We start from the raw sequence: 21,253 nt of genomic DNA, 5'->3' as shown, positions 1-21,253 counted from the left end.
CGCCGTATGGGTTAAACGCTCAATAGCACCTTCACAGTTACAGCTTGTTAGCAATCTTTTTTGCCGTGCGCTTAACGCCGGCCACAAGACCTCCCGCAGGATGCTCCTTCTCGTATGCTAGGCGCTTCTCACGCTTGGCGTACTCTTCGACGATGATGTCGCCATATTCGTCTTCGATCTTGTCGAAGAAGTCGACGGCGCCCTTAATTTCCTCAGCGGTCGGGTGTCCCTTTTGGACACCGCCGGTGAGTTTGAACGGCCCCCACGTATCAAAGCCGGGGCAGCCGTAGACACCCATAAAGATGGCCTGCCTCATGCGGCAGATGCCATCGATGTCCTTGCCGTACCACTTGTTTTTGCCACCGTAGGTCATAAGGCCAAACACCTTGTCCTGCGGCTGCAGCACGTTAGTGAGCACACGTGCCATGTCCTTGTCGATCTCGGAGTAATAGATGCCCGTGGCGACACCGATCAGATGGTATTCGTGCAGGTTGGGATACTCGTTTTTACCGAGCGCCTTGACGTCGAGGGTATCGATCTCGGGGTGTGCCTCGACGATGGCGTCCACGAGCTTTTTCGTATTGCCGTGGTGGCGTGAGGCATAGAGGATGATGGTTCGCATAAGAAGGCCTTTCAGCTGTAATTGCATCAATGTCTGTATGGTACCCCGTTGTATGGCTGGGATACCGGACGCATCGATGAACGTGCGGGTTTGTCCTTTGGTTAGGGCCGAGACGGGTTCTTGCGAGCAAAAAAAGCAGTTGTTCGAAAGGATGGGCAATGGAATACGCTCTCTCCAACGATTCGATTTCTATTAAGGTGTCCACAGCTGGTGGTTCGTTTACCTCGATTGAGGCTGGAGGTCGCGAGTATTTGTGGCAGGGCGATCCCGCCGTGTGGTCCGGCCAGGCACCGATTTGCTTCCCGATTTGCGGAGGCTTGCGAGACAACAATGCCATGACGTTTGCCGGGCATCATGTAAAGCTCGCTCGCCACGGGTTTGCGCGCAAGCAAGAGTGGAAGCTGTTGAGCCAAAGCGCGAACGAGCTGGCGATGTGCCTGGCATCCGAGGATAACGCTGCATTGCTGAGCGATTATCCGTATCCGTTTAAGCTTGTCGCCCGCTATACGCTCGAGGACGCCGCCGTACGCGTCTCCTACGAGGTGACCAACGAGGGCACCGAGGACATGCCGTTCTTTATCGGTGGGCACCCCGGCTTTAGGTGTCCGCTCGATGAGGGCGAGGCCTATACGAACTACGAACTGCGCTTTGAGAAAGACGAGGCTGCGGAGCTCTGCACCGCTGTCCCTTCGACTGGATTGATTGACGTGGCGAACCGCTCCAAGAACCCCATGGCGGGAAAGACTCTGCCCCTGTCGCATGAGCTCTTCGATTTTGCGGAGACCATCTTTGACGTACTCGAGAGTCGTCAGGTCACGCTTTCCAAGAAGGGCGAGGACAAGGGCGTTCGCCTGAGCTTTGAGGGCTTCCCGTATCTCATTGTGTGGAGTAAGCCCGAGGGCGATTTTGTGGCAGTTGAACCCTGGGGCGGCCTCTCGACCTGCTCCGATGAGGACGACGTACTTGAGCATAAGCGCGGCTGCCTTGTCGCCAAGCCCAAGGAGACCATCGTTCGCTCGTTCACGATTGAGACTCTGTAATTCCGTTTTGTCGACTCGTATCGCGAGGCACAAGGAGCCTGCGAGATAAGGAGCTAAAAATGATCCTCACCGTTACGATGAACCCGTCTGTCGATACGCGCTATCAGCTCGATGAGCTCGTTATCGACGACGTCAACCGTGTGACGCCCGAAAAGACCGCCGGCGGCAAGGGCCTCAACGTGGCCCGTGTGCTGGGTCAGCTGGGCGACGACGTTGTGGCAACCGGTCTGCTCGGCGGCCACATGGGCGCCTACATGGCCGAGCTCATGGACGCCAACGGTATTAACAACGACTTTGTGCCCATCAAGGGCGAGACCCGCATCTGCCTCAATATCCTTCATGCCGGCAACCAGACCGAGCTGCTCGAGAGCGGCCCGACAATTGCCCCCGAGGAGCTCGATGCCTTTACCGCCAAGTTTACCGAGCTTGCGAGCAAGGCCGACGTCGTCACCATCTCGGGTTCGCTGCCCCGCGGTGTCGAGGCGGACTACTATGCCAAGATCACGGGCATTGCCGAGAACGCCGGTGCCAAGGTGTTGCTCGATACCTCGGGTGCCTCGCTCGAGGCCGCCCTTAAGTCCGAAATTAAGCCCGAGCTGGTCAAGCCTAACCTGACCGAGATCAACGGCCTTCTGGGTACGAGCTTTACCACCGACGATGTGGACGAGCTCCGCGCCGCGCTCGCCTCTGATGCCCGCTTCTCCGATATCCCCTGGGTCGTCGTGTCCATGGGTGCCGCCGGCTCCGTGGGCTTCCATAACGGCCGTGCGTTCCGCGCAAAGACGCCCGATATCCCTGCCGTTAACGCTACGGGCTCTGGCGATTCGACCATTGCCGGCTTCGCGCATGCGATTGCTGCTGGTGCGGATGACGAGACGGTACTGCGTACCGCCAACACCTGCGGCAAGCTCAACGCCATGGATCCCATGACTGGCCACTTGGTTATGGATCGTTGGGACGAGGTTTATAGCGGCGTTGTCGTGACCGAGCTGTAGGAGCTTGGGCGTCGACCCCGGCATCGGTTGTTTGCTTGTGGTTAGAGCCGACGACAAGTGCGGTAGCATTATGCCGGGGCGCGACGCCGGCTTTGTCGTGTTCAGTCCCGACCTTACTCTGGTCGAGACGTGTGTGGGCGGCAACAGCGTCGGCAATGCGTTTGCCGAGTAGCCGCCAAGGAAACGATCCGAGAGGGGATTTAGATGATTTACGGTGCACTGGGCGATATCGAGGAGTACCGCGGAATGCTCAAGGGCCTCGACGTGCTGATCGACTGGCTCGAGGAGAACGACCCGGCAGAGCTCGAGGTCGGCAGCCATCCGATTCTGGGCGACAAGGTCTATGCGAACGTCATGGCTCCCACGACGCGTCCCGAGGCCGAGGCTTACTATGAGACGCATCAGCGCTATCACGACCTGCAGATTGATGTCGAGGGTCGCGAGGCCTTTAAGGTTGCCACGGGCAGCCTGACGCTGGTCCAGGAGTTTGACGAAAAGGACGACTACGATCTGGTCGATTCCGACGCTTCGATTTCCGGCGATCTTGCTGACGATAAGTTTGCACTGTTCGTTGCCGGCGAGCCTCACATGCCCACGCTCGAGTTCCCGGGCGATGGCGCACAGCCGGTCAAGAAGATCTGCTTTAAGCTGCTTGCAGATGCTTACTGGGAGGAGTAGCGCGCTGCTCGGCTGAGCTGTTCGTCTGATGGCGCGATTCCCTTGGAGGAGCGCGCTTGAGCCCCGCTGATCGCGGTTTTCCCGTTTGGGAGGCCGCGGTTGGCGGGGCTTTTTGTTGAGTAGGGGAGTTGCCGGCAGCGTTGTGTTTGGGTTGGCGCACACGCACTCAAAAATGGCAACAAAAAAGCCGCCCGAAGGCGGCTATCTTGTGCAATGGAGCCAGCGACCGGGCTCGAACCGGTGACCCCCGCTTTACGAGAGCGGTGCTCTACCAACTGAGCTACGCTGGCGGCCATGTGATGACGCAACTGAGGCGTCAACGGCTGTCTATGATACGGGACATCGCACATCCGCGCAAGGGTTCTGACGGCTTTTCTCACTTTAAATGCACTAATATTGGAGACGCGATGTCTTGCTCTTACGGGTCTCAAACAGAATGGGGCTGCCATGGCTCAACCCAAGGTTCTTCTCACACGCATTGACGACCGTTTCATTTACGGACAAGACGTTGAGCTGTGGAACGAAGCCGTGGGCTCCAACCTTGTCCTAATCGTCAACGATGAAATCGCAGCGGATTCGCGCCAATGGGCACCCATGAGGGTCGCGGCGCCAGAAGGCGTTTGGACACGGTTTTTCTCGGTGCAAAGGACCATCGACATCATTCATACCGCAACGCCGCGTCAATGGATTCTGATCATGGTGGCCTCACCCGACGATGCGCTCGCGCTGGTTAAGGGTGGTGTGCCGATCACCAAGATCAGCATAGGTCACATGCGGCTAGGGGAGGGCAAGCGCTCCGTAACGCCCGCAGTTGCCGTAGACGATACGGACATCGCCGCCCTCGAAGAACTGCGAGAACTAGGCATAGAGCTAGAAATCCGCTTACTCCCCAGCTCCGACCCCGATCCCATCCAACTAGTCATCCAAGAACGTCCCCAATGACTAGGTAGAAAAACACCCGTCGGCGGTGTGCCGGCGGGCGCTGCTGTGCGATGTGCTGCGTTATGGGCTTAGTGTCTCATAAGGTGGTACTCGATCACATTGCTATAGGGGTGACCCGGGCCCACGATGCCCTGCGGGAACAGCGGCTGGTGCGGCGTGTCGGGGTACATCTCGGCCTCGAGGGCAAAGCCGGCACCCCAGCCATAGTTAGCATCGTCCTTGGCGTGCTCGTCACCCAGCCAGTTGCCGGTGTAGAGCTGCGCGCCCGGGGCAGTGGTGTAGTAGTCCAGCTCGCGGCCGGTCCACATTTCCTCGACATGTAGGGCGCGACGCAGGTTGCGGCCGTACTGATAGCCATCGATGCACAGGCAGTGATCGTAGCCACGGACCTGCTTGATCTGCGGGTCGTCGGCCTCCATGCCGGGTGCGACGGGGCGAAGCTCGCGAAAGTCAAACGGCGTGCCCTCGACGGGAGCGATCTCGCCGGTGGGAATGTTCTGCTCGTTGATGGGCAGGTAGTGGGTGGCGTTGGCGACAAAGAAATGTTCGCAGTCCATGCCGGCGTTATGGCCAGCAAGGTTAAAGTACGTGTGGTTGGTCATGGACACGTAAGTGGCGCGGTCGCTCTCGCAGCCATACTCGATGCGGAAGACGCCGGTGCGCGTAACGGTAAACACGGCCGTAAAGGTTCGGTTGCCGGGCAGGCCCAGCTCGCCATCCTCAAGCGAGGTGGTCATGCGCACGGCGTTATGGACCTCGTCGAGCTCAACATCCCACACGCGTTTGTGCAGGCCGTGCTCAAGGTCGCTGTGCAGGTTGTTGGCGCCCTCGTTGGCCGGCATATGCCAGTCCGTGCCGGCGATGGTGATCGTGGCACCTGCAGTGCGGTTGGCCACAGGGCCGATGGTCGCGCCAAAGCAGGCGGGGTTGTCAAAGTAATCCTCGAGCTTATCGAAGCCCAGCACCACATCGCGCACGTTGCCGGGGATGTCGGGCACGTCGATGCCCAACACGGTGGCGCCATAGTCCATAATGCGAACGCAGATCTCGGGCCCGTTGAGGGTGTAACGATGAACGGGGGTACCGCACGGCGCGGTGCCGAAAAGCTCGGAAGTGATCATTTAGTTCCTAACATCGAGGTATTCCGGACAAACTGTAGCGCGAACAGGCAAGATTATCACTACACCCCACTAAAGCAGGGGGTATTTTTCTCAAAAAAGTGATGATTGGAGCTGTGTGGGCGTTCATTTTTGACGCGTACGAGTCTGATACAATTTGTTCGTTACTGTTTGAATGATATGCGCGCAAAGAACGGCGAGGATTCATCGTGATTAAGGCAGAGCGACAGGATAAGGTTCGTCAGCTGCTCGAGGAGCAGGGCACGGTCTCGGTCAAGGAGATTTCGGATGCGCTGGGCGTTTCGGACATGACGATTCGCCGCGACCTCGAAGAACTTGCGAGTCTGGGTGAGATCGAGCGCGTGCACGGCGGCGCCCGCAGTGCGCAGGGTCGTCCCCACGCTATGTTGCGCCATGAGTATTCGCACAGCGAAAAGCGCACCAAGCATGCCGAGGAAAAACTGCAGATCGCACGCCGTGCTGTGGAGCTTATCGAGGAGGGCTCTACTATCTTTTTGGGCACGGGTACCACGGTTGAGCAGATGGCCTCGTTGCTGCCGGCGTTTCGCCTGCGCATCGTGACTAATTCGCTTTCGGTGTTTAACCTGCTCGAGGCGCGCGAGGACTGCGACCTGTGCCTCGTGGGCGGTATGTACCGTCGCCGTACCGCCGCTTTTGTGGGACCAACGGCCGAGGATACCCTGCGCGCGCTGGGCATCGATGCGGCGTTTATCGGCGCCAACGGCATTCTGGATGGCGACGTGTCTACGTCCAACATGGACGAGGGCCGTATCCAGCAGCTCGCCTTTAGCAAGGCAGACTCGCGCTATCTGATCGCCGACTCCAGCAAGATTGGCAAGCGCGACTTCTACACCTTCTGCCGCCTGGACAGCTTGGACGCCGTGGTATGCGAACCGGGTATCGCCGCCGAGAACCGCGCCGCCATCGAGGAGCACACGCAGGTCATTTGCTAGCTAACGCTGCAGGCGATACGTCTGCCCTCTGCCGGCGCGGGGATTACCGCTTCACAATGGCGCGCAGAATGACATGCATATGCGCTCGGGCCAGGTATTCAGCTTGTGGGCTAGACCAGGCGGGCGTAGTCCTGTGACTGATGAAAGATGTGGGCGATATAGATTGTTTCGTGCTCAAACTTGTATAGACACACGTAGTTGTTGACGGGAAACGATCGGTAATTACGTGCCGCTAGCTCTTGCATGTGCGAGAGGGGACGTAAAAGCGGCTGCTCGCGAAGCAGATCAAGCTGATATTCAAACTCAGCGACAAAATTGCCCGCTGCACGCGGATTCTTGAGGATTTGAGCAAGGTATCCGACAATACTCTCGTACTCATATCGCGCGCTTTTGAGGATTACGACGTTATAGGTCATATTTGTCTCGTATCGAAGCCGCGAAGGATTCGTAGTCGCTGTAGTCGCCTTGCGATATTTCGTCTTCTGCCAACATCATACGAGACAGCAGTTTTGCCTTGGCGATTTCTTCTTGCATGAGGCGATACTGGTCGCTGCTGATGCAGTGCATGGCCTCGTAGCCGTTCTTAGTTACGGTGACGTCGCGCTCAGACTCAACAAGCGTGGTGAATGCAGCAGTGTCCTTCATATCTCGGACGGGCACACAAGCTGACATGGGTACCTCCTTTGCGTTGGGACACAATTGTACCACGGTATATTAAAACGTCGGCGTCGTCGAATTATCTCAATCTGTAACAGTTGGGAGTAGAAAACCGGGTTAGATGTTACAGATCGAGATATTCTGCTTCGGGCTACCCGTTTGTCTCGATCTGTAACAGGTAGGGCCGGAATACTCGGTTACGTGTTACAGATCGAGATCTTTCGGCCCAGTCATTCCGTTCATCTTGATCTGTAACAGGTGGGACCGAGAAATTGGTCTATGTGTTACAGATCGAGACGAATGATCCGCTCGGGCCCACCAAAATAAAAAAGGCCGCATGCGATCCCGTGGAGGGACTCACATACGGCCGACAGGGGGCATGCGGCAAAAGTTAGGCCATGAGCAGGCCGGTCTCCGCGACGTTCTTGTACCAGTACGCGCTGGCCTTGGGATAGCGCTTCTGGGTCTCAAAGTCGATGTAGAACAGGCCGTAGCGCTTGTTATAGCCGTTGGTCCAGGAGAACTGGTCCTGCAGCGACCACACAAAGTAGCCGTCGACGTTCACGCCGCCGTCGATTGCCTTGAGGATCCACGCGAGATGCTGGCGCATGTAGTCGATGCGAGGGGCGTCGTCGATAAAGCCGTCCTCGAAGTCGTCCTTATAGCCCATGCCGTTCTCGGTAATGTAGATCTTCTTGTAGTTGGGGTAATCGTTCTTAATGCGCAGCAGCAGGTCGTAGAGGCCCTCGGGATAGATAATCCAGTCCCAATCGGTGGTGGGTACGCCTTCACGCACGCATGACTCGCCCACGCCCTTGAGGAACCAGCGCGAGGAGCCCTTGTCGCCGGTGCCATTGTGGTTGATGTCGTTTTCGCCCTCGGCGGCACGCAGGAACTGGCACTTGTAGGTGTTGACGCCCAGGCAATCGTTGTAGGGGAGCGCGGCAGTCAGCGCGGCGATGTCCTCGTCGCGGACGTCGAGCTCGCCGCCGGCGATATGGGCCAGCTTGGTTGCGGCCTCCATGGTGTCGGCTGCATAGTGGCCGCGGAAGGTGGCGTCGAGTACCCAGCGGTTGTTGATGACGTCGGCCATGCGAGCTGCCTCGCAGTCGGCGGCGTTGTTGGGGTCGAGGGGATACTTGGGCTCCAGGTTCTGGACAATGCCGATCTCGCCCTCAAAGTCGCCCTCGTGGAAGGCGACGATAGCCTTGGCGTGGGCAACCATCATGTTGTGCATGAGCTGGAAGGCCTTGTCCAGGCGGTACTTCTCGCCGTGCGGCCAGTTGCCGACGATAAAGCTGCCCTCGGCGGTTGCGGGAATCTCGTTAAAGGTAAACCAGTGCTTGACCTCGGTGAACTCGGCAAAGCAGAACTTGGCGTACTCGACAAAGGCGTCGATCGTCGTGCGCGTCAGGAAGCCCTCGCCGCCGTTCTGGTAAAAGGCCTCGGGCGTATCGAAGTGATCGAGCGTGACATAGGGGATAACGCCGGCTTTGTTGCAGGTGGCGAAAAGCTCGTGATAGAAAGCGACGCCCTCGGGGTTAATCTCGCCGGTGCCACTGGGGAAGATACGGCTCCAAGCGATGGAGACGCGAATACCGTTGATGCCGAAGCGCTGGCACAGGTCAATATCGACCGGATACTTGTTGTAGAAATCGCTTGCGGGGTCGGGGGAGAAGCGACCCTGGGCAGCCAGGAAATCGTCCCAGGGCACTTTGCCCTTACCGTGCGTGCGGGTCTCGCCCTCAACCTGGTAAGCGGCGGTGGCGCCGCCAAACACAAAGCCGTCGGGGAACTGCATGGGGTTGGTCATGAGTCATCCTTTCTGTGGGATTCGAATAGGGAGAGGTGCCCGAACAGGGGATCCGGGCACCAACAGAGGGAGGAGCTAGTCGAGGTTCTCGCGGAGCCACTTGATGGCGCCGGCGGGGTCGCGGGTAAGGTCGATATATTCCTTGCCGCGGGGAGCGAGCAACTTAATGCCCAGACGATCGGTGTCGGCCTTCATGTCGTTGTAGTAGCTACGAACCTGCGGGGCGAGCACGATAACGTCGTACTGATCCATGATGGCAGTGTGCTGGCCATAGGCGCCTGCGGAAGAAGCGATGTTCTCTCCGGTCTGCGCAGCACCTTCCTTGATGGCGTTGGCAAGCATGGCAGAGGTGCCGGCGCCGGCGCACAGTACGAGGACCTTCAGACCGTCGACATCCTTCTTGGTGGATGCTTCGGAAGTGGGCTCGGACTGGTCGGTAACAGGCTTGCTGTCGGCGTCGGCAACGGTCGTCTCGACGGAAGCGGTGGCCTGCTCGACAGCGGGCGCAGGGGTGCTGGCGGCGATGGTGGCAGCACCATCGGACTCGAGACCCAGCTCGGCGGCGCGCTCGGCCTCCTGGTCGCAGAGCAGCTTATCGTATGCCTTCAAGAACGGCAGGTAGATGATGGCGTCCAGCAAGATGATGATTGCAACAAATACCAGGGCGATAAGCTGGAAGTTCGTGGTGATGAAGATGCCGATGGGGGCAGGGGTAGCCCAAGGCACCACGAAGGAGAAGCCGTTCATGCCCACGTTATCGATAAAGAACTTGGCAACACTCACGTTGACGCAGCCGGCGGCAACAAAGGGGACGAGCATGTAGGGGTTAAGGATCATCGGCGCGCCAAAGAGCAGCGGTTCGTTGACGGCGAAGGCAACAGGAACAATCGAGGCCTTACCGACGGCTTTGAGCTGCTTGGACTTCATAAAGAGAATCAGCAGAAGCGGCACGATGAACGTGGCGCCGGTGCCGCCGAACTCACCCACGAGCGACATGTTAAAGGTGAGGGAGTGGGCGGGGTGACCACCGGCCAGCAGAACCTGCAGGTTCTCGGCCTGGTTGGCAAGACGGATGGGGTCGATGCCCGGCTGGACGATCGAGGGGCCGTGGACGCCGATGAACCAGAAGAACGCGGTGGCTGCCTGGATAAGGATAAGGCCAGGATAGGTTTCTGCAGCGGTAAAGAGCGGGGAGAGCAGCTTGATAAGCAGCTCGGAGAACGGGACGCCCATGAGGTTACGCACGACGACATCGATGATGCCGCAGATGATGACGGCGCCGCCAAAGGGGATGATGTCGCGGAAGTTCTGAGCGATGGCGCCCGGGACCTCCTTGGGCAGCTTAATGGTCAGATCGCGCGAGACGCAGAACTTATAGACCCACACGGTAATGAACGCGGCGATATAGGCCGAGAACAGACCGCGCGTACCCATGCTGGTGCAATCGAAGACCGAAAGTTCGGAGCCGTTGAACTTGGTGGTGAACTGCGTAACAGCGAGCAGCAGCATGCTGCACTGGGCGGCCACCATGGTGGAGCCGTCGTTGAGCACTTTGCCGGCGGGCATGCGACGGTTCATGGAAGCCGTAAAGTTCTTGGCAGTGGTGCCGGCAACCATGATGCCCATGACGCCCATGGTGAAGTTGTACAGCTTATTGCACCAGTCGATGAGCGGCTGGGGCAGCGTGATGCCAACTACGCCAGGAAGGGTGGCGATCAACAGAAAGATCGAAGAGGTGAGGACGATGGGCATGCACCCAAGGAATCCGTCCTTAATGGCCTGGAGGTAGATGTTCCTCGAGATCTTCTCAAAGAACGGCTGATGCTTTTCGAGCATCTTTACGATGGCGTCCATAGAGCTCCTTTGCTGCTCGATGCGCGATGCATGTGGATGGAACTGGTCGTCGATGGATGGTCAGGACTGCCCGGAAACCTTCCTGCTTAAGGAAGGCATTGCGAAATGACAACGTTGTCATTTCGTTAATGACAACGTAAGACATTTTTGGAAGAGCAACAAGGATATACGGGTGAGCGGTCGATATTGTTCGGTAAACGGTTGATTTATCAGTCAGGCAGGTAGTGTATGCTAGAACGCAAAAAACAAGCGATGCAAAACCGACTGGAGAAGTAGTGGCAACGATGGACAAGAAAAACGTCTCGATGAACGATGTGGCAGTTGCCGCGGGCGTTTCTCTTAAGACGGTGTCGCGCGTGATCAACGAGCCCGATAGCGTGCGCGAGTCGACGCGCGATAGGGTCCATGCCGCCATGGAGGCGCTTGGGTTCCGGGCGAACTTTGCCGCGCGTTCACTCAAGTTGGGCCGTTACGGGTGCATCGGCGTGGTGCTGTTCCACTTGTCGGGCGGCAACGTGGACATGATCGACGGTATCGCCGATGCCGCCGAAGAGCGAGGCTTTGCGCTCACGATGATCAAAAAGCGGGCGGGGGAGAAGATGACCCTTGCCGAAGCGGCACGTAGGATGTCGCAGCTTCCCGTCGACGGCATGATTTTCAACCTGCGTCAGATGGTCGATGACTTTGATACCTTTGAGGCGCCGAAAGACCTCAAGACGGTGATTATTACGCCGATGGAGCATCCTACCTGCTCCACCGTCAGTGACGACCAAGAGGACGGCGCGCGCATGGCGTGCGAGTACTTCTTGAATCGCGGGCACAAGAACGTGTACTTCGTCTCTGGTAAGAAAGAGTCGCTGTCGAGCCAGTGCCGTATGAAAGGTTGGCGTGCGGCACTCGAGGCGCGTGGCATTGAGCCGCCCGAGCCTCTGCAAGGCGATTGGAATGCGGATAGTGGCTATGCCGCGGGCCTTGTGCTTGCCGCTAAACCCGATTGCACGGCGGTCCTCGCTGCTAACGACTGCATGGCAAACGGCGTGATGATGGCTCTACGTGACAAGGGTCTGAGTGTGCCCGATGATGTGTCCGTGATCGGCTTCGATGACGAGCTCTACAAGACGATTCCCAACTCGATTCTGACGTCGGTGAAGTTTCGCCACCGCGAGCTGGGCATCCGTGCGCTTAACGAGGTCGTCGCAGGCCTGGAAGCCCCGAGCTCCAGAAGCCGTACGCTCGTCTCGGGCGTGTTGGTCGAACGTTCCAGCGTGAAAGACCTACGGGCGTAGACGTGCTCGGCTCGTTCATCTTAATCTGTAACAGTTAGGACCGAAAATCCCTGCTAGATGTTACAGATTGAGATCTTTCGGCTCGGCTTATTCCGTTTGTCTCGATCTATAACAGGTGGGAGCGAAATAACCCGCTAGTTGTTACAGATTTAGATTGAGGGAACTGCCCCCGTGCATTCATCTCGATCTGTAACAACTAGACGCCCAAAACCGGTTTTAGTGTTACAGATTTAGACAATTCGGTCCGGCCCACCCTGTTTATCTCTATCTGTAACAGTTAGGACCCAAAGACTCGGCTAGATGTTACAGATCGAGACAAACGGCTCCTGACCAGCCCAAAAACAAAAAGACCGGGGGCGGCGCGCCGTGTGACGTGTCGCCCCCGGCTGAGAAATGGGGACAGGTTATGTGGGCAGACAACCCCGCAAGCCGCTAGTCCAGACGACGGGTCTGCGCTACGTGCTTATACCAGTAGGCGCTTGCCTTGGGCGTGCGCTTCTGGGTCTCAAAGTCAACGTAGAAGAAGCCATAGCGCTTGTTGTATCCGTTGGTCCAGGAGAACTGATCTTGCAGGCTCCACAGGAAGTAGCCGCCCACGTTGACGCCCACCTCCATGGCCTTGAGCAGCCAGCGCAGGTGCTGCTCGATGTAGTCGATGCGCGGCTGGTCGTCCACAAAGCCGTCTTTGTAGGGGTCCTTGTAGCCCATGCCGTTTTCGGTAATGAAGATCTGCTTGTAGTTGGGATAGCGCTGCTTAATGTAGACGAGCAGGTCGAACAGGCCCTCGGGATAGATGATCCAGTCCCAGTCGGTGGTGGGGATGCCGGGCTTGTTCACGTGCTCGCCAATGCCCTTGACGCGCCAGCGGCCGGTACCCTTCTCGCCCGTACCGTTGTGGTGCAGGTCGTTCTCGCCGTCGTAAGCCTTGAGGAAGCGGCACTGGTAGTTGTTAACGCCCAGGTAGTCGTTGTAGAGCGCGGCCTCGCGCATGATTTTCAGATCCTCGTCCGGGATCTCGATGGTGCCGCCCGAGATGGCCGCCAGGCGGTTGGCGCACTCGAGGGTGTCGGGCGCGTAGTCGCCGCGGAAGGTGGCGTCGAGCAAGAACTGGTTCTGCAGCACGTGCTCGTTATTGGCGGCCTTGATGTCGGCGGGGTCGTTCTCGTTGAGCGGATACTTAAACTCCAGCGACTGGATGACGCCGATCTTGCCCTTAAAGCCGCCGTTGTGGAAGGCCAGCACGGCCTTGGCGTGGGCGAGCATCATGTTGTGCTCGCACTGGAAGGCCTCGGCAAGATGCGCCTTGACGCCGCCGGGGAAGGTGCCCTCGATGTAGGTGTTGGAGGCGTCCGCCCAGATCTCGTTAAAGGTGAACCAATAGGTCACCTGGTCGGCGTACTCCTGAAAGCAGAAGGTGGCAAAGTCCACAAAGGCGTCGATGGTCTCGCGGTTGAGGAAATCGCCCTTCTCAAAGAGGGGCAGCGGCGTGTCAAAGTGATGCAGCGTGACGAACGGCTCAACATGGTGCTTATGGCATTCGGCGAAGAGGTCGTGGTAGAACTGGACGCCCTCGGGGTTGATCTCGCCGGTGCCGTTGGGGAAGATGCGGCTCCAGGCGATGGAGAGGCGGATGCCGTTGATGCCAAACTCCTCGCACAGTTCCAGGTCGACGGGGTACTGGTTGTAGAAGTCCGAAGCGGGATCGGGGGAAAAGCGCCCCTGGGCCTCCAGGAAGTCGTCCCAGGCAACCTTGCCCTTACCGTGAGTGCGGGTCTCGCCCTCTACCTGGTAGGCAGCAGTGGCGCCGCCAAAGACAAAGTTCTCGGGAAACTGTGCAGGCGGATTGGTGACGCTAGCAGGGTTAACGGACATGATGATCCAATCGTCTAAATCGAAGGGCCAGCCGGTCTTGGATGGTCGGCTGGCCCTGAGCGTTACTTACTTCGAGAGTTGCTCGCTTACGAAGGCGAGAGACTCGTCGCCGTTCTGGGAGAGCTCGATGTACTGCTTACCGCGGCAGGCGACGCACTTGTTGCCCACGCGCTCGCAGTCCTTCTGCAGGTCGGCCAAGTAGCTGGCAGCCTGCGGGGCCAGGACGACCAGATCGAAGTCGGGGAGCATATCGACGTGGTTGCCATAGGCCTCGGCAGCGGTCTCGAGGTTAATGCCGCGCTCTTTGGCGGCCTTGGACAGCGCGTTGGCGAGCAGGCCCGAGGTTCCGCCGCCCTGGCAGAGCACGAGCACGCGCTTGCCGTTGAGGTCGCTGGTGGACGTAGCCTCGGTGGCGACAGCGGCGGGAGCGTCGGCCTTCACGGCCTCGGCAGCGGCGCCGGCGGCAACGCTCTTGGCGTCGGCCTTGCCCTGGAAGGCATCGTTGAGCTTGGCGGCCTTCTCGGCGTTCTTGGCGGCGAGCTCCTCCTGGGAGATCTCGGCCTCCTCGGTGCACTTCTGGGCGTCATAGGCACGGAAGAACGGGTAGTACAGGGCAAAGTCGACGACCAGGATAAGGGCGAGCATCACAAAGGCGAGCGGCTGGAAGCCCAGGCCCATGATGGTGCCGATGGGGCCGGGGACGGTCCAGGGCAGGGTATACATAAAGCCGTTCATGCCCAAGAAATCGATAAAGATCTTGAGGATCCAGATGTTGGCGATCGGGGCAAAGACAAACGGGACAAAGAAGACGGGGTTGAGCACGATGGGCGCGGCGAACAGCAGCGGTTCGTTGACAGCGAAGCACACGGGGACGATGGCTGCCTTACCGACAGCGCGCATCTCCTGGGACTTGGCCAGGAAGCAGAACATAAAGACCAGGACGAGCGTGGCGCCGGTGCCGCCCATGCAGACGACGAAGTACTGGGCACCCTGGGTCAGAACGGCGGAGGCGTGCTCGCCGGCCTGGAATGCAGCCAGGTTGTCGGTCATGTTGGCAACGAGGGCGGCGGCGATGGCGGGCTCGACGATCGAGGGGCCGTGGACGCCGACGAACCAGAAGAGGCTCATGGCGCCGTAGATGACAGCGAGGCCGAGGTAGCCGTCGGCGGCGGTGAACAGGGGCTGGAACACCTGGATGACGCCCTGGGCAAAGCAGAAGCCAAAGGCAGCGCGGAAGACGATGTCAAAGACCCAAAAGACGGTGATGCAGACGGAGAAGGGGATGATGTCCTTAAAGGTCTGCGAGATGTTAGGCGGAACCTGCTCGGGCATCTTGACGGTGATGTTGCGCTTAATGAAGAACTTGTAGATGATGCCGGTTACAAACGCAGCGATGAAGGCGGTCAGCAGGCCCTTGGAACCAAGATAGGTGGTGTTGAAGCCGCTGGCGGCGTCCGTGGCGATCGTGTCGCTCGAAAGGAGCAAGAAGCCGATGATGGCCGCGCACATGCACGAGATAAAGTTGATCTGGTTATTCTTGGGCAGATCGCGGTTCTGGGCGTCCGCGAAGTGCTTGGCCGTGGTGGCGGCGCAGGCGATTGCCAGGATGCCCATGGAGTAGTTGTAGCACTTCCACAGGGCGTTGTTGATGTCATCGGGCCAATAGAAACCCCAGATGTTGGGGACCGAGGCTACCAGGCAGAAGATGGACGAGAAGATGATGATGGGGATGACGGAGATAAAGCCGTCGCGGATCGCCTTGAGATACTTGTTGCGGGCGATCGCGTTGAAAAAGGGCTGGCCCTTTTCGATGATGGCGATGAGTTGCTCCATGCAATGCTCCTAAGAGTCGGTGGGTTAGCAACGATGACAGCTTTTGGCGTTCGGTTGCCAAAATGGTGACGTTGCCATTTTGCGACACAAAAAAAGACGCGAACCGGTGGTTCCTGTGCCTGCGAACCATCGATTCCTTAGGCGTAAACGTTTGAGCCGCCCGGTGGCTTTGTGTTTGCGCAATGGCAACGTTAACATTTGGGCGACAAAAGCCGTTCGGGGAAGCAAGATTGTCGGTGAACGGTAGGTTTTGGGTGGTAAACGTATTGTGGGGGAGGTGTTGGATATACTTGAAGGCGTTCATTTGACTGCGTAGGGTGCCGCCAATGGCATCGTTGACATAGAAAGATCGACCTATGGCCGCTGTTAAAAAATCGGTTTCCGTTAAGGACGTGGCGCGCCTCGCGGGCGTCTCGGAGCAGACGGTCTCGCGCACCGTGCACGATTCGCCCAGCGTGCGCCCCGAGACCAAGGAGCGCGTGCGTGCCGCCATGCGCGAGCTGGGGTATCGCCCCAATTTTGCCGGCCGATCGCTGCGCCGCGGCAAGTTTAAGACCGTCGGCGTCGCCATGTTCAACATTACCGGCACCGGCAACCTCGACCGTATGGAGGGCTTTGCCGCCGCCGCCGACAAGCACGGCTATGCCATCACCCTTACTAAAGTAGATGGACATCCCTATACCCTCGAGAGCGCATCGTCGCGCATGAGCGCGCTGCCGGTGGACGGCATGGTCGTGATCATGAACCGCATGCCGGCGGACTTTGGCTCCTTCGAGCCACTGCCCGGTATGCAGACGGTGCTCGTTACTATGCTGGAGCACCCGCTGTGCTCGACGGTTGATAACGATCAGTTCGATTGCTCGCACCAGGTTGTCGAGTACTTGCTGGGGCAGGGGCACAAGACCGTGCACTTTATCTCGTGCCCCGAGCGCTCGCTTTCGGGCATGCAACGCGAGGAGGGCTGGCGTGAGACATTGCGCGCGCATGGTATTGAGCCGCCGCGACTCGTCCGTGGCGATTGGACGGCACAGAGCGGGTATGCTGCCGGTCAGGTTCTGGCGGACGATCCGACCTGTACGGCCATTTATGCTTCTAACGACGCCATGGCCTACGGCTGCATTCGCGGGCTCGAATCGCGCGGAAAGCGCGTGCCCGAGGACGTGAGCGTAGTGGGTGTTGATGACAGCCTGGGCGATATCGTGCCCGACCGTCACCTGACCACGGTGCGCTTTGACAACAAGCGCGTCGGCATGTGGGCTGTCGACAAGATTGCCGGCGCCGAGGGGGGCGCGTCTGGCGTGGAGCACATGCTGATCCCCGGTGTGCTCGTAGAGGGCGATACGGTGCGCGATTTGCGTTAGGGTGCGGTCCTGTTTGGGTTGCCACTAATTGTGTTCGATATTGTTCGTATTGATTTAAAAACCGTTCACGGGAGAAAATCGACCGTTCATAGCTCGAAATTGCGTTTTGCATTGTTCTGTTTTGTTTGAATGTTAATGTTTCTGTCATACACAGCGCAGCGCGTATGCCCGGACGCGATGCTCTCCATTGGTTCATATGTGAAAGGAACGCAACATGGCAACCAAAGAAGAAATCTCGATGGTTGGATTCGAGATCGTCGCATACGCGGGTGACGCCCAGACCGATCTGCTTGCAGCGCTCGATGCTGCTCGCGAGGGTGATTTTGAGAAGGCCGAACAGCTGCACAAGGACGCCAGCGATGCACTCATTGGCGCCCACGACACGCAGACCAAGCTGCTTTCGCAGGAGGCCGGCGGCGGCGAGATGGAGATGACCTTCATCATGGCTCACGCTCAGGACACTCTCATGACCACTATGATCCTGGAGAAGCAGACCCGCTTTACCATCGATGCCTACAAGCGCATCGCTGAGCTCGAGGCCAAGCTCGCCTAACGAACCCTCACAACCAAGCCCCCTTCCAAAAGCCCTGCCGCTACCCTGCGACAGGGCTTTTTCTGTTCTCCTCCAAGTTGCGGTGAAATAAGGACTGAATAGGGGCCGGCGGGCGCAAAACAATCCCTATTCCACCGCAACTCATCCGGAGATAGTCATTGGGGACGTTCTTAAACGACTGGGCATTGGGGACAGTCTTAGTGCGCTCCGTTCGTCTTGCCGTTCGGTTTTTCGATGGGTGGGTATACTTTCCACCGCAATACAGGCCGGAATGAGGAGGTATCCAAATGCCGGACAACGGATCAATTCAAAAAAGAGACGCGTATGAGATGGCTCATGGGCGTCCTGTCCAGATAACCGAGCATACGACGGTTACCGAGCTGCAGCCCAGCCTGTCCGATGTCGTGTGCGCAAACAAAAAGCTGCAGATTGGCTTTATCGTTGCGCTCGTGGTGCTGGCGCTGCTGTCGGGCTTTGTAGCTCGTCCGCATTTTGCCGATACCAAGACTTGGGACTCCACCATCGAGGTTATCGACCAAAAGAAAGGTAACGTACTGGCGCTCACGACCTCGTGCGTGGCGCTGTCTGCGGGCATTACCGCGCTGCCGGGCGATACGGGAACGCCGGTTGCCGAGCAGCTCGCGCAGCTTTCAGGCAACTTGGGCATCGTGCTTGCCGTGCTCTATCTCGAGAAATATTTGCTGACTATTTTGTGGTCGGTTGGCCTAGGCATCTTAATCCCGTTTGCGTTGGTGCTCTTTGCGGTGTCGCTCGGCATTCACGGGCGCTGGAGTACGAGCGCCGTCCTGCGCCGCGTGGCGACTCGCGTGCTGGTGGTTGCCATGATCGGCATGGCGTTGGTGCCTGCAAGCGTATGGGTGTCGCAAAAGGTCGACGAAACGTATCGAGTGAGCATCGAGGCAGCCGAGCAAAAGGCGGCCGACGCTGCGAGTGCGGCAGATAGCGACAGCTCCAAAGCAAGCAAGAAAAAGACCGAGTCCACAGAGTCCAAGAGCGTGCTTGAGCAGCTTGCCGACGGTGCCTCGGGTCTCGTCACGTCGGTGACCAGTGGCGCCAAGCAGATGACCGATGAAATTGTGCAGCAGGTGACCGATCTGATCGAAGGCGTCATCGTGATGATCGTGACCTCGTGCGTGATCCCATTGCTGGTGCTCGCGGTGTTTTTGTGGCTGGGGCACACGCTGCTGGGGATTGATATTTCCGGCCCGGCGAACTATTTGACGGGCCGCTTTCTGAGTGCTCCGTCCAAGCACGCCAAAAAGGGTGGGCAGTTCGAGTAACTTAAACAACTGTATATACCGAGGCATACCGCCGAAGGGCGGCCGAGATGCGTTCTCGGCCGCCCTTTTTGTTTGTTGAATACGTGGTAAGCCGGGCCTTCCCTGAGCCTAAACGGTCGCCAATCATCCGCGAACGGTATTTGTTCAAAAAAGAACAAAGATAAACAAATAGTTATTGCAGTAAATGTTTGAATGTGTTCAAATAAACATGAACAGTGAAGAACCGCACATTCAGATGCCCGGACCTGAACGCGATTCAACACTTCCAAACAGAAACTACGCACCTGCGTATCTCTCAAGGAGGATGTCATGAGGGTTGTAATCGCTTCCGATGCCGACGGTATGTCGATGAAGGAGTCCATCAAGGAGATGCTCATCGCCGACGGTCACGAGGTCGTCGACTATTCCGAGACCCCTGCCGCGGACTTTGTCGATTCCGCGACCGCCGTTGCCAAGGACCTGCTGGAGCACAAGGATTCCCAGGGCTTCGCATTCGATAAGTACGGCGTCGGCTCCTATATGGCCGCCGTCAAGATCAAGGGCATGGTCGTCGCCAACATTTCCGACGAGCGTTCCGCCTACATGACCCGCGAGCACAACGGCTCGCGCATGGTCACCATGGGCCCGGGCGTTGTGGGCACCGAGGTCGCCAAGAAGATCGCCCGCGAGTTCCTGCGCGCCCAGTACGCCGGCGGCCGTCACCAGATCCGTGTCGACATGCTCAACAAGATGGCCTAACGAGAGCCACCGAGAACTCGAACTTCTACCTCAACTTGTGAATTCAGACGAAAGGACGTTCTGATGAAGAAGACCATCGCAATCGGTTGCGACCATATCGTTACGGACGAGAAGATCTATCTGGCCGACCGCCTGGAGCAGGCTGGCTACAAAGTGCTCGACTGCGGCACCTACAGCCACACCCGTACGCACTATCCCATCTACGGTAAGGCCGTGGGCGAGGCTGTTGCCAGCGGCAAGGCCGACTTTGGCGTGGCCCTGTGCGGCACCGGCATCGGCATCACCAACGCCGTCAACAAGGTTCCCGGCGCCCGCTGCGCCCTGGTCCGCGACATGACCTCTGCCCTGTATGCCCGTCGCGAGCTCAACGCTAACATCGTGGGCTTTGGCGGCAAGATTACCGGCGAGTTCCTGATGGCCGATATCATGCTTGCCTTCCTGGAGGAGCCCTACGAGAAGACCCCCGAGCACGATGCCCTGATCGCCAAGATCGATGCCTGCAATAAGGCCGACGCCGAGGCTCAGGCTGACCCGCACTTCTTTGACGAGTTCCTCGAGAAGTGGGACCGCGGCGAGTATCACGACTAGCGGGTATCCGGCGAAATTTACTAGTCCGTTGACGGCTCGCGTTTCTGTGAGGGGGCGCGGGCCGGTTTTCTATCAGCCCCACTGACTCGGCGGGCTGTCGTACGAAAGGGAAGGCTCCTATGGAGTTTGTTCTTGATAACGGTTCTGTTCGCGTGGCACTGAGCACGGCTGGCGGATCGTTCACTTCGATTAAAGCCAACGGTCGCGAGTACCTGTGGCAGGGCGATCCTTCGGTCTGGTCGGGTCAGGCACCCATTTGCTTCCCGATCTGCGGCGGCCTTCGTGACGGTCGCGCAATGACCATGGGCGGCCGCGAGGTCAAGCTCGCCCGCCACGGCTTTGCGCGCAAGCAGGAGTGGAAGCTCGAGGAGCAGGGCGACAGCATGGTTGCGCTGAGCCTAAGCTCTGCCGACCATGCCGAGTTGCTCGAGCAGTACCCGTATCCGTTTAAGATCGTTGCTCGTTACACGATCGATTCGGAAAAGGTAGCCGTGTCGTACGAGGTGACCAATGAGGGCACCGAGGACATGCCGTTTTTTGTGGGTGGCCACCCTGGCTTTAAGTGTCCGCTCGACGAGGGCGAGTCCTACAGCGATTACGAGCTTCGTTTTGATCAGCGTGAGGCCGCCGAGCTCTGCACTGCCGTTCCCTCGACGGGTCTGATTGATGTTGAGCACCGCAGCAAGAACCCCATGATCGGCCAGAACCTGCCACTGACCCACGAACTCTTCGACTTCGCGGAGACCATCTTTGACGTGCTCGAGAGCCGCGTGGTTACGCTGACCAAGAAAACCGAGGACAAGGGCGTGCGCCTGACATTCCCCGATATGCCGTACCTGATTGTGTGGAGCAAGCCCGAGGGCGACTTTGTGGCCGTGGAGCCGTGGGGTGGTCTGTCTACCTGCTCCGACGAGGACGATATTCTGGAGCACAAGCGTGGCTGTCTGGTTGCCAAGCCGGGGGAGACCGTCACCCGCGGCTTTGAGATCGAGATCCTTTAACGAGCTATCGTATGTTTGGGGCCGCGC

The 21,253-nt window shown here is 58.4% G+C and carries 21 protein-coding genes and 1 tRNA gene; 13 read left to right on the top strand and 9 right to left on the bottom strand.

What is annotated here, in order from left to right; genetic code table 11:
• Nucleotides 1–37: 37 nt before the first annotated feature.
• Nucleotides 38–622, bottom strand: a complete 585-nt coding sequence (locus ACEG18_RS07965; RefSeq protein ID WP_035137672.1) for an NADPH-dependent FMN reductase family protein — start codon at nt 620–622, stop codon at nt 38–40.
• A gap of 158 nt (nt 623–780) precedes the next feature.
• Between ACEG18_RS07965 and ACEG18_RS07960 the strand changes: the two genes are divergently transcribed.
• Genes ACEG18_RS07960 through ACEG18_RS07945 form a run of 4 tightly spaced genes read left to right on the top strand, consistent with a single transcriptional unit; the run spans nt 781 to nt 3,335 of the window.
• Nucleotides 781–1,662: an aldose 1-epimerase family protein gene (locus ACEG18_RS07960; RefSeq protein WP_372542203.1), complete on the top strand. Its 882-nt coding sequence runs from the start codon at nt 781–783 to the stop codon at nt 1,660–1,662.
• Between the two features lie 59 nt (nt 1,663–1,721).
• Nucleotides 1,722–2,657 (top strand): hexose kinase, encoded by a 936-nt coding sequence (locus tag ACEG18_RS07955; RefSeq protein ID WP_372542201.1) that lies wholly within the window; start codon nt 1,722–1,724, stop codon nt 2,655–2,657.
• 4 nt (nt 2,658–2,661) lie between these two features.
• Entirely contained in the window at nt 2,662–2,829 is a 168-nt protein-coding gene (locus ACEG18_RS07950; protein WP_372542199.1) for a hypothetical protein, read from the top strand.
• Between the two features lie 32 nt (nt 2,830–2,861).
• Complete coding sequence (locus tag ACEG18_RS07945; RefSeq protein WP_372542198.1) at nt 2,862–3,335, top strand: NanQ anomerase/TabA/YiaL family protein; 474 nt, start codon at nt 2,862–2,864, stop codon at nt 3,333–3,335.
• Between the two features lie 214 nt (nt 3,336–3,549).
• On the opposite strand, the gene ACEG18_RS07940 is transcribed toward ACEG18_RS07945, so the two are convergent.
• A tRNA-Thr gene (locus tag ACEG18_RS07940) sits at nt 3,550–3,625 on the bottom strand.
• Between the two features lie 157 nt (nt 3,626–3,782).
• Here ACEG18_RS07940 and ACEG18_RS07935 point away from each other — a divergent pair.
• Nucleotides 3,783–4,277, top strand: coding sequence for a PTS sugar transporter subunit IIB (locus ACEG18_RS07935; protein ID WP_372542197.1), 495 nt, complete (start codon nt 3,783–3,785; stop codon nt 4,275–4,277).
• Between the two features lie 68 nt (nt 4,278–4,345).
• Here the strand turns inward: ACEG18_RS07935 and ACEG18_RS07930 are convergent, their stop codons facing one another.
• The gene (locus tag ACEG18_RS07930) at nt 4,346–5,398 is read right to left on the bottom strand and encodes an aldose epimerase family protein (protein WP_372542195.1); all 1,053 of its coding nucleotides are present in this window, start codon (nt 5,396–5,398) and stop codon (nt 4,346–4,348) included.
• Between the two features lie 206 nt (nt 5,399–5,604).
• Here ACEG18_RS07930 and ACEG18_RS07925 point away from each other — a divergent pair, with 206 nt between their 5' ends.
• Entirely contained in the window at nt 5,605–6,369 is a 765-nt protein-coding gene (locus ACEG18_RS07925) for a DeoR/GlpR family DNA-binding transcription regulator (RefSeq protein WP_372542193.1), read from the top strand.
• Between the two features lie 110 nt (nt 6,370–6,479).
• Here the strand turns inward: ACEG18_RS07925 and ACEG18_RS07920 are convergent, their stop codons facing one another.
• The 4 genes from ACEG18_RS07920 to ACEG18_RS07905 all read right to left on the bottom strand — a co-directional run bounded on the left by ACEG18_RS07920 (nt 6,480) and on the right by ACEG18_RS07905 (nt 10,693).
• Nucleotides 6,480–6,785 (bottom strand): type II toxin-antitoxin system RelE/ParE family toxin, encoded by a 306-nt coding sequence (locus tag ACEG18_RS07920; protein WP_117583553.1) that lies wholly within the window; start codon nt 6,783–6,785, stop codon nt 6,480–6,482.
• Nucleotides 6,775–7,041 (bottom strand): type II toxin-antitoxin system Phd/YefM family antitoxin, encoded by a 267-nt coding sequence (locus ACEG18_RS07915; RefSeq protein ID WP_117564761.1) that lies wholly within the window; start codon nt 7,039–7,041, stop codon nt 6,775–6,777. The genes ACEG18_RS07920 and ACEG18_RS07915 overlap by 11 nt, the downstream gene beginning before the upstream one ends.
• A 376-nt stretch (nt 7,042–7,417) precedes the next feature.
• Nucleotides 7,418–8,839: a 6-phospho-beta-galactosidase gene (gene lacG / locus ACEG18_RS07910; protein WP_372542192.1), complete on the bottom strand. Its 1,422-nt coding sequence runs from the start codon at nt 8,837–8,839 to the stop codon at nt 7,418–7,420.
• Between the two features lie 75 nt (nt 8,840–8,914).
• Nucleotides 8,915–10,693 (bottom strand): PTS lactose transporter subunit IIBC, encoded by a 1,779-nt coding sequence (locus ACEG18_RS07905; protein WP_372542190.1) that lies wholly within the window; start codon nt 10,691–10,693, stop codon nt 8,915–8,917.
• A 284-nt stretch (nt 10,694–10,977) separates the two neighbouring features.
• Between ACEG18_RS07905 and ACEG18_RS07900 the strand changes: the two genes are divergently transcribed.
• The gene (locus tag ACEG18_RS07900) at nt 10,978–11,979 is read left to right on the top strand and encodes a LacI family DNA-binding transcriptional regulator (protein WP_372542247.1); all 1,002 of its coding nucleotides are present in this window, start codon (nt 10,978–10,980) and stop codon (nt 11,977–11,979) included.
• 432 nt (nt 11,980–12,411) lie between these two features.
• Here the strand turns inward: ACEG18_RS07900 and lacG (ACEG18_RS07895) are convergent, their stop codons facing one another.
• Together lacG (ACEG18_RS07895) and ACEG18_RS07890 are read right to left on the bottom strand one after the other, a co-directional pair.
• Entirely contained in the window at nt 12,412–13,851 is a 1,440-nt protein-coding gene (lacG, locus tag ACEG18_RS07895) for a 6-phospho-beta-galactosidase (RefSeq protein WP_372542188.1), read from the bottom strand.
• Between the two features lie 66 nt (nt 13,852–13,917).
• The gene (locus ACEG18_RS07890) at nt 13,918–15,684 is read right to left on the bottom strand and encodes a PTS lactose transporter subunit IIBC (RefSeq protein ID WP_372542186.1); all 1,767 of its coding nucleotides are present in this window, start codon (nt 15,682–15,684) and stop codon (nt 13,918–13,920) included.
• 356 nt (nt 15,685–16,040) lie between these two features.
• On the opposite strand from ACEG18_RS07890, the gene ACEG18_RS07885 reads away from it, so the two are divergent.
• From ACEG18_RS07885 to ACEG18_RS07860, 6 genes are all read left to right on the top strand, one after another.
• A complete protein-coding gene (locus tag ACEG18_RS07885) occupies nt 16,041–17,045 on the top strand; it encodes a LacI family DNA-binding transcriptional regulator (protein ID WP_372542184.1) in 1,005 nt (334 codons plus the stop codon).
• Nucleotides 17,046–17,259: 214 nt separating this feature from the next.
• Complete coding sequence (locus tag ACEG18_RS07880; protein ID WP_006234827.1) at nt 17,260–17,598, top strand: PTS lactose/cellobiose transporter subunit IIA; 339 nt, start codon at nt 17,260–17,262, stop codon at nt 17,596–17,598.
• 287 nt (nt 17,599–17,885) lie between these two features.
• Nucleotides 17,886–18,899 carry a hypothetical protein gene (locus ACEG18_RS07875; protein ID WP_372542182.1) on the top strand — a complete coding sequence of 338 codons (1,014 nt, stop codon included), beginning with the start codon at nt 17,886–17,888 and terminating at the stop codon, nt 18,897–18,899.
• A gap of 309 nt (nt 18,900–19,208) precedes the next feature.
• On the top strand, nt 19,209–19,637 hold the full coding sequence (lacA, locus tag ACEG18_RS07870; protein ID WP_006234830.1) for a galactose-6-phosphate isomerase subunit LacA: 429 nt from the start codon (nt 19,209–19,211) through the stop codon (nt 19,635–19,637).
• Nucleotides 19,638–19,700: 63 nt separating this feature from the next.
• Nucleotides 19,701–20,225, top strand: coding sequence for a galactose-6-phosphate isomerase subunit LacB (lacB, locus tag ACEG18_RS07865; protein WP_006234831.1), 525 nt, complete (start codon nt 19,701–19,703; stop codon nt 20,223–20,225).
• Between the two features lie 119 nt (nt 20,226–20,344).
• Nucleotides 20,345–21,226 carry an aldose 1-epimerase family protein gene (locus ACEG18_RS07860; protein ID WP_372542181.1) on the top strand — a complete coding sequence of 294 codons (882 nt, stop codon included), beginning with the start codon at nt 20,345–20,347 and terminating at the stop codon, nt 21,224–21,226.
• Nucleotides 21,227–21,253 lie beyond the last annotated feature (27 nt).

Origin of the sequence: Collinsella aerofaciens, from assembly GCF_041537385.1 — a bacterium.
In the GTDB taxonomy this organism is placed as follows: domain Bacteria; phylum Actinomycetota; class Coriobacteriia; order Coriobacteriales; family Coriobacteriaceae; genus Collinsella; species Collinsella aerofaciens_BV.
Note: the sequence above shows the minus strand (reverse complement) of the source record. Positions and strands in the feature narration are given on the sequence as shown.